This is a genomic window from Mesorhizobium sp. M7D.F.Ca.US.004.03.1.1, from assembly GCF_003998635.1.
Lineage (GTDB): Bacteria > Pseudomonadota > Alphaproteobacteria > Rhizobiales > Rhizobiaceae > Mesorhizobium > Mesorhizobium loti.
Genome location: NZ_RZQG01000094.1, coordinates 1 through 11,583 on the forward strand (window position 1 = coordinate 1; position 11,583 = coordinate 11,583).

At 60.9% G+C, this 11,583-nt stretch carries 9 protein-coding genes and 1 tRNA gene; 8 read left to right on the plus strand and 2 right to left on the minus strand.

Annotation, left to right across the window (positions count from 1 at the left end):
- Nucleotides 1-26 precede the first annotated feature (26 nt).
- Nucleotides 27-233, minus strand: a complete 207-nt coding sequence (locus EN935_RS08560) for a hypothetical protein (protein WP_127263115.1) — start codon at nucleotides 231-233, stop codon at nucleotides 27-29.
- A gap of 226 nt (nucleotides 234-459) precedes the next feature.
- On the opposite strand from EN935_RS08560, the gene EN935_RS08565 reads away from it, so the two are divergent.
- From EN935_RS08565 to EN935_RS08580, 4 genes are all read left to right on the plus strand, one after another.
- A tRNA-Cys gene (locus EN935_RS08565) sits at nucleotides 460-533 on the plus strand.
- A gap of 90 nt (nucleotides 534-623) precedes the next feature.
- On the plus strand, nucleotides 624-1,292 hold the full coding sequence (locus EN935_RS08570) for a protein-L-isoaspartate O-methyltransferase (RefSeq protein WP_127263116.1): 669 nt from the start codon (nucleotides 624-626) through the stop codon (nucleotides 1,290-1,292).
- 181 nt (nucleotides 1,293-1,473) lie between these two features.
- Entirely contained in the window at nucleotides 1,474-2,865 is a 1,392-nt protein-coding gene (locus tag EN935_RS08575; protein WP_109668830.1) for a TolC family outer membrane protein, read from the plus strand.
- A gap of 215 nt (nucleotides 2,866-3,080) precedes the next feature.
- Nucleotides 3,081-3,905, plus strand: a complete 825-nt coding sequence (locus EN935_RS08580) for a PopZ family protein (protein ID WP_127263117.1) — start codon at nucleotides 3,081-3,083, stop codon at nucleotides 3,903-3,905.
- A 61-nt stretch (nucleotides 3,906-3,966) separates the two neighbouring features.
- On the opposite strand, the gene EN935_RS08585 is transcribed toward EN935_RS08580, so the two are convergent.
- Nucleotides 3,967-4,599: a VOC family protein gene (locus tag EN935_RS08585; protein ID WP_127263118.1), complete on the minus strand. Its 633-nt coding sequence runs from the start codon at nucleotides 4,597-4,599 to the stop codon at nucleotides 3,967-3,969.
- A 307-nt stretch (nucleotides 4,600-4,906) separates the two neighbouring features.
- On the opposite strand from EN935_RS08585, the gene EN935_RS08590 reads away from it, so the two are divergent.
- From EN935_RS08590 to EN935_RS08605, 4 genes are all read left to right on the plus strand, one after another.
- Entirely contained in the window at nucleotides 4,907-7,690 is a 2,784-nt protein-coding gene (locus tag EN935_RS08590; RefSeq protein ID WP_127263119.1) for a valine--tRNA ligase, read from the plus strand.
- 358 nt (nucleotides 7,691-8,048) lie between these two features.
- Nucleotides 8,049-9,335, plus strand: coding sequence for an outer membrane protein transport protein (locus tag EN935_RS08595; RefSeq protein ID WP_109668836.1), 1,287 nt, complete (start codon nucleotides 8,049-8,051; stop codon nucleotides 9,333-9,335).
- A 368-nt stretch (nucleotides 9,336-9,703) separates the two neighbouring features.
- Nucleotides 9,704-10,924 carry an OmpP1/FadL family transporter gene (locus EN935_RS08600; RefSeq protein WP_109668838.1) on the plus strand — a complete coding sequence of 407 codons (1,221 nt, stop codon included), beginning with the start codon at nucleotides 9,704-9,706 and terminating at the stop codon, nucleotides 10,922-10,924.
- 289 nt (nucleotides 10,925-11,213) lie between these two features.
- Nucleotides 11,214-11,583: dihydroxy-acid dehydratase (locus EN935_RS08605; protein WP_206534504.1), on the plus strand; the 370-nt coding region annotated here is incomplete at its 3' end.

Consider the following 11,583-nt stretch of genomic DNA (forward strand, 5'->3'; position numbering starts at 1 on the left):
CGGCCGATATCGCAAGATCACGCGCCTTAGCGTCCAGCGTGCTCTTCCAGTGCCTCACAGATCTGTTTGAGAATTGCCGCGGCTGAGGCAAGCCTTGCCCTGTCGTGCGGCGACAGGCTGCCCGCACCTTCGATGGACAGGCGATCGATGGCGTAGTGCAAAAGCTCTCCGCACTGCGGCAGAGACAGGCTGGCCGGCGCGTTCTTGTCTTTTGCCACCGTTGCCTGATGCATGGCTTTGCCTCCTGGCGTGCTCAACGCATGGGCCGTGGATGCGTTTCTTCCGACGACAAGCCATGCTTAACAATCCGCTAATATGCCGTTGTGTTGCCTGGGTAATGAGGATTTGACGGATGCTCCCCGCGCTGGTGCAGAGGAAACCGTTCGGAATGCACGGTCGCCGCTTGACGGCATTTTCGCCGCAACCTATTGGAACCGGGTGGAACGCCGGGAGCAACGAGGCCTCGTGGCGGAGTGGTTACGCAGAGGACTGCAAATCCTTGCACCCCGGTTCGATTCCGGGCGAGGCCTCCAATGCCCGGGCCCCCGCGCAGCAGCGCAGGGGCCTGAAGTTCCTGACACAATGAACCGCGGTTCTGTCGCGGCAAGCGGATTGGTTGGGACATGAGCGCTGATTTCTCCGAGCTTCGCGTCAAGATGGTCGACGGCCAGGTTCGCACCACCGATGTGACCAGCGCGCCGCTGCTCGACGCCATGCTTGTCGTGCCAAGAGAGGTCTTTGTCGGCGCCGCCCAGCGCGATCTCGCCTATATCGACGAGGACATCCGCATTGCCGCCGGCGCCGACGGCGCGCGCTACCTGATGGAAGCCTCGCCGCTCGCCAAGCTGATCCAGCTGGCTGAGATCAACCCGACCGATTCGGCGCTCGATGTCGGGTGCGGCACGGGCTACGCATCGGCCATCCTGTCGCGGCTGGCCGGATCCGTAGTGGCGCTCGAAAGCGATTCGGCGCTGGCCGAAACCGCTAGATCGACGCTTTCGTCACTTGGCTGCGGCAATGTGACCGTCGTTCAGGGGGCGTTGCCGCAAGGGTATGCAGCCAACGCGCCATATGACGTCATCTTCATCGGCGGCAGTGTCGCGGAAGTGCCGGCCCCGCTGCTCGACCAGCTTGCCGAAGGCGGCCGACTCGTCGCCGTCGAAGGACAGGGTAATTCCGGCGTGGCCCGACTTTTTTTCAAAGCCGGGGGGGTTGTAACCGGAAGACGCGCGTTTAATGCGGCAATTAAGCCACTACCGGGGTTCGAACGTATTCGCGCCTTCGAATTCTGAATGATTTTGCCTTGCAGGAGAGACGTTGTCATGGTCGCTTGCATTTGAACGATCATTGCTGATCCCAGACTGGGGGCACTTTGGGGCTGAGCAGCAGGGAACATGAAACACGCCGCTACAGCTGCTCAAAGGAGAAGCTGGGGCGGCGCGGTTCCCATGGAAAACGAATGAGGGTTTAACCGTGCCGTCTGTACGAAAGTCACTTTTCACCGCCGTCCTCGTTTCGGCGACCATGCTATCCCCATTGGCCGCTTCGGCCGAAACCATCTCCGGCGCGCTTGCAAAGGCCTATCAGTACAATTCTTCGCTGAATTCGGCCCGCGCCGGCGTCCGTGTCACCGATGAGGGTGTCGCCATCGCCAAGTCGGGCTGGCGCCCGACTGTCACCGGCTCGGCGAATATCGACTATTCGAGCAGCCATCTCAACGGCACCAACTCAAGCGTGCGACTGACCACCGGCAATTTTGGCGTCCAGATCAATCAGACGCTGTTCGACGGCTTTCAGACCAGGAACAATGTCGCTGCCGCCGAAGCGCAGGTCCGTGCGTCGGTCGAAAGCCTGCGCAACACTGAAGAGGGCATCCTGTTCACTGCTGCCCAAGCGTATATGAACGTCATTCGCGACCGGCAGGTCGCCGTGTTGACTGAGCAGAACCTGCAATTCCTGACCGAAACGGCGCGCGCGGCGCGGTCGCGCTTCGAGGTTGGCGAAGGCACACGCACCGACGTCGCGCAGGCCGACGCTTCGCGGGCCGCCGCAGTGGCATCGCTGAGTGCTGCCCGGGCGCAGGCGCTGGCAAGTGCGGCAAGCTATCGCCAGATCGTCGGCGACGAACCGGGCAAGCTCAAGGGTGCTTCGCCGGTTGCAAAATTGTTGCCGTCGAGCCTCGCCGCCGCCGTCGGGGTGGCCGCGAACGAGCACCCGGCCATCCTTGCCACCCAACACCTGGTCGATGCCGCCGCGTTTTCTGTGAAATCGGCTGAAGGTGCGCTGCTGCCGCAGCTGTCGGCTTCCGCCGGCGTTTCAAGCGCCTATCGCAACACCTCGCCTTTGCCGGGCGTCAGTTCGCAGGACGGCACCACCAATTCGGCCAGTGTCGGGGCAACGCTGACCATCCCGATCTATTCTGGTGGCCGCACCTCGGCGATCGTGCGCCAGGACAAGGAATCGCTCAGCCAGGCTCGCATCGAGGTCGACGTCAGCCGCGACCAGGTCCGCCAGGCCGTTACCGCCGCCTGGACCGAGTACACCGCCGCGCAGCAGCAGCTGACGGCCAACAGACAAGTGATCGAGGCCGCGAAGCTGGCGCTGAACGGTGTCATCGAAGAACGCAATGTCGGCCAGCGCACCACGCTCGACGTCCTCAACGCGCAGGCGACGGTCATCACCGCCCAGATCAACCAGGCTGGCTATGAGCATGATGTGGTGGTGGCGAGCTACGCCATCCTGCAGGCGACAGGCCGTCTGTCCGTCGACCGGCTTGGCTTGCAGGTGACGAAATACAAGCCTGAAGAGCACTACAACGCGGTCAAGGACAAGTGGTACGGCCTGCGCACGCCGGACGGCCGCTGAGGGCGTTCGGCCCGGGCTTTGCCGTCTCCCTGTTTGAGCGGGCTCTTTTGGCTCCGCTGCTCTTGGGTTCGGGATCGCGCTATCTGTTGAAATCCCACAAGTCCCCAGATTGGGGATTCTCGTGCGGCGCTCTGTCGGTTACGCTGTCGCCATGATTCGATCCGGCTTTGCCGGAACGGAAACCCACAGGGGTCACAAAGGCGGCGGATGTGACGATGGCAACGGCAAGTAGCGCACAGCGCGAACCTTCCATGGAAGAGATACTGGCTTCCATCAGGCGGATCATTGAGGACAGCGACGGCGGCCGCAAGCAGCCGGGCGATGCCGATGAACTGCTCCAAGATCTGGAGCCGGCGTCGAGCGCCGCCGCAGCCCCCGACGTCGAAGCATTTCGTGCCGACCTGCATGCTGCTCCCGAGGTCAGGAAGCCGGTCACGCTGGCGGAGGTCCAGGCACAATTGCCGGCGGCCGAGCCGGTGATCGCGCGCATGGAAACGCCGGTGCGCCCCGATCCCGCCCCGGCAAAGCCAACGATGACACTTGCCGAGGTCAGCGCCCGCGTTGCCGCCGAGCCGGCTGCGGTCGATGCACCAGCACCGTGTCCTGTCCCTGCTACCGAGGCCCCCGTCGCCGATTGGCGGCGCGAGATCGCCGCGGTTGGTGAGCAGCCGAGGGCGGTGTCGGACACGGGCGAGGTCCGCAAGACGGTTGCCCAGCCACCGGTGGACAATCTCAGGGACGAGTCGGCCACGGAACCGGTCGTCGAGCCGTCTCGTCCGGATGCAAGCGTGGTGCGGCCGGCGGCGGCCAGCGATGCGCCGCGTCCGGCGATCGTTTCCGAGCACACCGGCCGGCAGGTCGCAGCGGCCTTTGGTGAGCTTTCCGATGCGTTTGCCAGCCGCAGCAAGAAGACGTTCGACGAGATGGCCGAAGAGATGCTGCGGCCGATGCTGCAGGATTGGCTCGACAACAATCTGCCGACACTGGTCGAAAGGCTGGTGCGCGAGGAGATTGAGCGCGTGGCGCGCGGGGCACAGTAGTCCCCATACCGATTGCCCAGGAGAAACGGCGCCTTCGTGGCGCCGTTTCTCTTTGGTGAGGTCAGTTCGCGCTGGTGGCGAAGCAGACGAGGTTTCCGTCGGGATCCCTAACGATGAACGTGCGGGCGCCCCACGGCTCGGTTCGCAATGTCTGGTGGAAAGGGGCCATCGCTGCCTGATACTCCAGAAACAGCGCCTTGATGTTGTCGACGGCAATCGTCGCCGCCAGCAGATCGTCGCCGTGGCTGTTGGTGAAAGGCGGCTTGTCAACATGGCGCAGGTTGAGCCGCGCACCGTCCCGGAACACCTGTGCGTAGAAGGGCGGTTCGCCATAGGTGAAGCGTGTCTTGAAGCCGAGTATTCGCCGGTAGAAATCACAGGCTGCTTCGATATCGGAGACAAAGAGCTGCGGCTCGGCGAAGGCGAGGTGCGGTTTTGCGACATCTGTTGCTATGCGGTCAGTCACGGTTTGAGGGCCTTTCTTCAGCGCCTGCCAGCTATCGAAGCCTGACTTCCTGGCAACCAGTTCCTGGGCATCGGCAAGCTTGAAACCGTGATCGAGGATCTGACTATCGGTCAAATTGCGGAAACGCGGCAAAATCCATCCAATCACAGCGGCGACGGGATAGTACCGTTCGCGGTGCCATTTGAGATAGAGCTTGGCCTGTTTCTTGTGGTGTTCGAGCGTTGGCATGGGCGCATTGCGGGTTGAGGTGGCGTAGGCGGGCAATGCCCCTCCGGCCGGAAGCCGATGCGCCCTACAGCAGCGTTGGTACGGTATTGGGATGACGCTTGGCGGTCAAGGCGGTCAAGCCCCCCTTTTCCCAGGCAACAAGTGGCTGCTTTCTTTGAAGGACGATTGCAAGTGGTCTTCCTTGATCGGATCATGGCCATGCCTATTTGACGTCTAGGGTCCAAGACAGCCGCGGCGGTTGACTTGGCCAAAACCTTCCGATTTACACCGGACCAGCAAAACTCCCGACAGCGCGGACCATTTTCCCATGCTTGAAAAGACCTACGACGCCAAAACCGTCGAGCCGAAGATCGCCAAAGTCTGGGAAGAGGCCGACGCGTTTCGCGCCGGTGCCGGGGCCGAGGAGGGGGCCGAGGCCTTCACCATCGTCATCCCACCGCCGAACGTTACCGGCTCGCTGCATATGGGCCACGCGCTCAACAACACGCTGCAGGACATATTGGTGCGCTTCGAGCGCATGCGTGGCAAGAATGTCTTGTGGCAACCGGGCATGGACCATGCCGGCATCGCCACGCAGATGGTGGTCGAGCGGCAGCTTATGGAGAAGCAGATCCATCGCCGCGACCTGACCCGCGAGCAGTTCATCGAGAAAGTGTGGGAGTGGAAGGCCGAATCCGGCGGCGCGATCTTCAACCAGCTGAAGCGGCTCGGCGCCTCGGCCGACTGGTCACGCGAACGCTTCACCATGGATGAAGGCCTGTCCAAGGCCGTGCTCGAGGTGTTCGTCACGCTCTACAAGGAAGGGCTGATCTACAAGGACAAGCGCCTTGTGAACTGGGACCCCAAACTGTTGACCGCGATTTCCGATCTCGAGGTCGAGCAGCAGGAGGTCAACGGCAATCTCTGGCACTTCCGCTATCCCATCGAGGGCCAGGTCTTCGACCCGGAAAACCCGAAAACCTTCATCACCGTGGCGACGACACGCCCCGAGACGATGCTGGGCGATACGGCCGTCGCGGTGCATCCCGACGACGAACGTTTCCGGCATCTGGTCGGCAAGAACATCGTTCTGCCGATCGTCGGCCGCAAGATTCCTGTGGTGGCGGATGAGTATTCCGATCCGGAGAAAGGCTCGGGCGCGGTCAAGATCACGCCGGCGCACGACTTTAACGACTTCGAGGTCGGCAAGCGCCACAAGCTGCCGGCGCTCAATATCCTGACCACGGAAGCGGCGGTGAGCCTCAAGGACAATGAGGATTTCCTCGCCGGTCTCGAGGTGACGCCGGAGCGCCAGGCGGTCTGGGATGAACTCGACGGCCTCGATCGCTTCGTCGCGCGCAAGAAGATCGTCGAGCTGATGGACGAAGGCGGCTTCCTCGAAAAGGTCGAACCGCATCGCCACGCGGTGCCGCATGGCGATCGCGGCGGCGTGCCGATCGAGCCGTTCCTGACCGAGCAGTGGTATGCCAACGCGGCGGAACTGGCCAAGCCGGCGATCGCCTCGGTGCGCGAGGGCCGCACGAACTTCGTGCCGAAGAACTGGGAAAAGACCTATTTCGACTGGATGGAGAACATCCAGCCCTGGTGCATCTCGCGCCAGCTCTGGTGGGGTCACCAGATCCCGGCCTGGTACGGACCGGACGGTCGTGTCTTCGTCGAGAAGACCGAGGAAGAGGCGTTGGGCGCGGCGATCGAATATTATCTGGCGCTGGAAGGCCCATGGAAGGCCTGGGTCGAAGACAAGCTCGAGAACTACAAGCCAGGTGAGATCCTGACCCGTGACGAGGACGTGCTCGACACCTGGTTCTCGTCGGCGCTGTGGCCGTTCTCGACCTTGGGATGGCCCGATGAGACGCCCGAGCTGAAGACCTACTACCAGACCGACGTGCTGGTGACAGGCTTCGACATCATCTTCTTCTGGGTCGCCCGCATGATGATGATGGGCCTGCACTTCATGGACGAGGAGCCGTTCCACACCGTCTATGTCCATGCGCTGGTGCGCGACAAGAACGGGCAGAAGATGTCGAAGTCGAAAGGCAACGTCATCGACCCGCTCGACCTGATCGACGAATACGGCGCCGATGCGCTGCGCTTCACGCTGACGGTGATGGCGGCGCAAGGCCGCGACGTGAAGCTCGACCCGGCGCGCATCGCCGGCTATCGCAATTTCGGCACCAAGCTGTGGAACGCGACGCGTTTTGCCGAGATGAACGAGGTCGCGCGCAATGACGATTTCTGGCTGAACGACGCCAAGCTGGCGGTCAACCGCTGGATCTTGACCGAGCTGACGCGGGCCGCGCGTGAAATCACGGACGGCATCACCTCATACCGCTTCAACGAGGCGGCGGGCGCTGCCTACCGCTTCGTCTGGAACCTGTTCTGCGACTGGTATCTGGAACTGCTGAAGCCGGTGTTCATGGGCACCGACGAGGCGGCCAAGGCCGAAAGCCGCGCCTGCGTCGCCTTCGTGCTCGACGAGATCTACAAGCTTTTGCATCCGATGATGCCGTTCATGACCGAGGAATTGTGGGCGCAGACCGCAGGCGAAGGCAAGGAACGCCCCTCACTGCTGTGCCATGCTGCATGGCCGTCGCCAGATTTCGAAGATGCCGAGGCTGCTGCCGACATCAACTGGCTGGTCGACCTTGTCTCCGGCATCCGCTCCGTGCGCTCGGAGATGAACGTGCCGCCGGCAGCCATCGCACCGCTCGTCGTCGTCGGCGCCAATGATGTGACACGTGAACGGCTCGTTCGCGAGGAGTCTGCGATCAAGCGGCTGGCGCGGGTCGGCGACATCTCGCTCGCCGATGTCGCGCCAAAGGGTTCGGCCCAGATCGTGCTCAACGAGGCGACGATCTGCCTGCCGCTCGGCAGCCTGATCGATCTTGCCGCTGAGGCTGCGCGGCTGCAGAAGGAACTGGCCAAGGTGACCGAGGAAATCGCGCGCCTGCACAAGAAGCTGTCGAACGAAAGATTCGTCGCCAGCGCGCCGCCCGAGATCGTCGAAGCCGAGCGCGAAAAGCTCGCCGAATATCGCGACGCGCAGGACAAGCTTTCGGTGGCTTTGACCAGGGTTCGCGATGCCGGTTGAGGGTGGATTCGAGAGACTTTAGTTCTCTCTGAAATGGCGGTATTTTGCCTGGAAAATAGGCATTCCGTTGCGTTAATGTTGACGTAAACGGAAGTTTTAGCCCCATTGTTGCCATAATGTAACAATGGGGCCGTATACCCCGCAAAACACCCTCTTCTAGAGCCGTTTTGCACAAATTTGCCGATTTTACTGATCCATTTGCACCCAAATGCCGAGTTTTCGGTCTTATGGGGAACGTCGGAACTTTGCCGAAAACGCACTCTGATCAACTGTACGTGTACGCTTCTAGAATTCGTTGTTGCACCGTTAACCTGAATTGGTTCTAGCTCGATGCACTAGTTATTCGGGGAGGACATTCATGAACAATCTGCGTCTGAAAGCACTGCTGGGGGCAGGGTGCTTTTCGCTGGCTTTGATGGGCTCAGTGCACGCTGGCGGTTTCTCGCGCGGCTCGGCCGACACCGACATTATTTTTGAAGACGGCAACTTCAACATGCGTACAAGCGTGACGTATGTTTCGCCGCATCGCGAATTCACCAAGAACCCGAATCCAGCGCTCGTCGGCACTGAATACACAGACGATTACGTTATCCCGTCCGCCGCGGTGAAGTTCAATCTCACCGACAATTTCCGCTGCGCCGGGACCATGGTCGACAACAATGGTGGTTCGACCACTTATGATTTCCCGAAGGTGAGCGGCAAATTGGCCGAGGAGTTTACCACCAACGAAAAAGCGGTGACCTGCGGCGTTAAATTTAGCCTTGGACGCGGCAATCTGTGGCTTCTGGGCGGTGGGTTTGTCGAAAATCTTGATTACAACCGAGTGAATGCGCTTGGTTCTCTTCCGGGTAACGTCGTGCTGCCGAATGCAAACCTCGAGCTGGCGGGGCAGGATTATGGCTATCGCCTCGGGGTGGCGTATGACATTCCTGAGATAGCCTTGCGGGCTCAACTTATGTACCGGTCCGGAACCAGCTATGGTGCAGACGGGAACCTGACCGTGCCGACGGCGGCATTGCTGGGTGCGCAGGCCAAGCAATTGCAGGCAGCCGCTGTAGCTGCCCTGGGGCAGGGCAATATACCGCTTGCCCAGCAGTTGGGTGCGCAAGCAGCAGCGACGCTGCAGCAAGCCTATCTCGCCGCCGCCAATGGCTTGGACACGACGGCGCCTGCCACGGGAACCGGCAATCTACCCCAGAGTGTTGAATTGAAACTTCAGTCTGGCATCGCGCCTGGCTGGCTGGCTTTTGGTTCGGTGAAATGGATGGACTGGAGCGTTCAGCAGGCGTTGATCGTAAACTCCCCCATAACCAACACTATCGATACTTATAACTGGAAGGACGGATGGACCGTCACCGGCGGCGTCGGGCACGCGTTTACGGAGCGCCTCTCTGGTCTTGTCAGCCTGACCTGGGATCAGGGCGTTGGGACTGGTTGGGATCTGACGAGCGACACCTATACGCTCGGCATCGGCGGCTCCTACAAGGACGGGATCGGCGGAGAATTGCGCGGCGGCGTTGGTTTGAGCTATCTGACATCTGCAACCGAGACGCAATACGCGGAAGTTCCGGGCGTATCCGGGAACCAGGCCGTTAAGGCTGGCTATGCTGTTGCGCTGAACCTGGGCTACGCCCTGAAGTGGTAAGCTCTTTTGTATGTTAAAAAGGCCGGGCACCGCCCGGCCTTTTTGTTGCCTTGCCGACTTCGAAGAACCTTCAAACGGGGCACTCCGGTGCGTTGCTGTTGACGTAAGCGGAAGTTTTTGCCGTATTGTTGCCATAATGTAACAGCGGGCAGGCCGGCTATCGAAGGTATCATTTTTGAGCGGTTTCGGGCGGATTTTCCTTGGTTTCTTGCCAATGCATGCGCGCAGACGGGTGCTTTTAGACTCGGTGGCATCAGGTTGAAAATGCGCTCCGCGAATATGTACGTGTACGCCCCTTGAAATCGTTGTTGCGTCACCTAGGCGAATTGGTTCTTGCTTGGGTTGTGCTCGAATTCGGGGAGAGACTCATGAACAATCTGCGTCTGAAAGCGCTGCTGGGGGCAGGGTGCTTTTCGCTGGCTTTGATCGGAACGGCGATCGGCCCGGCGCATGCCGGCGGCCTGGAGCGCGGTGGCTACGACATCGACCTGCTGTTTGATCCGGCACCGTTCGCTTCAGACGTTGGTGCGACTTACGTTATGCCGCAACGTGATCTCAAAAACGCGGTGGATACATCCGGTGGAGGGCTGACGGGCAAGAGCTCGGCCCGTAACACCGAGGGCTACTGGGTGCCCTATGTTGGCTTCAAGGCCTCGCTTGGTCATGATGTCGACTGTCTGGTGGATTATTCGCAGCCATGGGGGGCCAGTTCCAACCCCGGCATCTGGAACGGCTCCTATTCCAACATCAACACCCAAATCAAAAGCAACAACTATGCTGGCACCTGCTCCTACAAGATGGATGTCGGCAAGGGGCAGCTTCGCTTTATTGGCGGCGTGTTCTACCAGGAGGTCTATGGCTTCAAGGAGAGCTATGCCAGCCCGGCTCTAGGCACTACGCTTGGCCGGGTGGATCTCGATAGCAGTGGCTGGGGTTGGCGCGCCGGCATCGCCTACGAAATTCCGGACATCGCGCTGCGCGCCAGCCTCGTCTACAATTCGCAGGTGAAGCTCGACAATATCGCGGGTACTCTGAACATCGGTGGCAGCATCGCTGACATCTATGCTCCGACGGAGTCGATGCCGGATTCGTTGGAACTGAAATTGCAGTCTGGCATTGCGCCCGGTTGGCTCGCCTTCGGTTCGATCAAATGGGTTAATTGGAGTGTGCTGCAGAGCGTTCCGATTTGCTCGCAGGCGACCAAGCCTCTTGGATGCACAACGGTTTCCCCATATCCGATCAGGTTGACGTCGCTCGACCTGATGTACCGTGATGGTTGGACGGTTACCGCCGGCATTGGTCACCAATTCAATGAGCAATGGAGCGGCGCCGCGCAGATTTCGTGGGATCGTGGCACGTCGCATGGCTACGGCGACCAGACCGATACCTGGACGTTCGGCGGCGGTGTTGCCTACACGCCAAGACCCAATATCGAACTGCGTCTCGCCGGCGCTGTCGGAGTGCTAACCAGCGGCCATTCTGGAGTGCTGGTTGATGGCAATGGCTATCCAGCCGGCACTGACGTCAGCTACGATTTCGGCAATGATCTGGTCACTGCGATTTCCGGTGGTCTCAAGATCAAGTTCTAAGCTTTTGAAAATTTAGACGAAAGGCCGGGCAACGCCCGGCCTTTTCTATTGAGCTGGCATTGCCTGCGATCCTCTCATCCAAGCGGCGTTGCATATTAGCCGCACCGCTTTCGCCTCGTGCGATTGTGGCGTTTTGGCAACATTTTCTGAACACCCCCTGCGCTAGAAGTCAGGCTGAAGAAATCGCCCATTTCCCGCCATAAACCCGGCGCACCTCGATCTTGTCTCGGGACACGCGCCAAAAGGCTCGGCGATGGGGCAGGCCGCACCGCCCGCGGCAAGGAAGAGTATGGACGCCAAAGTCGTTTCCAAGGCCAAGCTCCCCAGCCGCTATGTGACCGTCGGTCCGGCGCGTGCGCCGCACCGTTCCTATCTCTATGCGATGGGCTTGTCGGCGGCCGAGATCGCGCAGCCGCTGGTCGGCGTCGCGTCCTGCTGGAATGAGGCGGCACCCTGCAACATCTCGCTGATGCGTCAGGCGCAGGTGGTCAAGAAAGGCGTCGCGGCCGCCAGCGGCACGCCGCGCGAATTCTGCACCATCACCGTCACCGACGGCATCGCCATGGGCCACCAGGGCATGAAGTCGTCGCTGGTGTCGCGCGAGGTCATCGCCGATTCGGTCGAGCTCACCATGCGCGGCCATTGCTACGATGCGCTGG

What these genes read in the sequence shown, in the direction of transcription:
- EN935_RS08570 (WP_127263116.1), top strand. Translation starts at nt 624, where the DNA reads ATGAGCGCTGATTTCTCCGAGCTTCGCGTCAAGATGGTCGACGGCCAG.
- EN935_RS08590 (WP_127263119.1), top strand. Translation starts at nt 4,907, where the DNA reads ATGCTTGAAAAGACCTACGACGCCAAAACCGTCGAGCCGAAGATCGCC.
- EN935_RS08560 (WP_127263115.1), bottom strand. Translation starts at nt 233, where the DNA reads ATGCATCAGGCAACGGTGGCAAAAGACAAGAACGCGCCGGCCAGCCTG.
- EN935_RS08595 (WP_109668836.1), top strand. Translation starts at nt 8,049, where the DNA reads ATGAACAATCTGCGTCTGAAAGCACTGCTGGGGGCAGGGTGCTTTTCG.
- EN935_RS08585 (WP_127263118.1), bottom strand. Translation starts at nt 4,599, where the DNA reads ATGCCAACGCTCGAACACCACAAGAAACAGGCCAAGCTCTATCTCAAA.
- EN935_RS08580 (WP_127263117.1), top strand. Translation starts at nt 3,081, where the DNA reads ATGGCAACGGCAAGTAGCGCACAGCGCGAACCTTCCATGGAAGAGATA.
- EN935_RS08600 (WP_109668838.1), top strand. Translation starts at nt 9,704, where the DNA reads ATGAACAATCTGCGTCTGAAAGCGCTGCTGGGGGCAGGGTGCTTTTCG.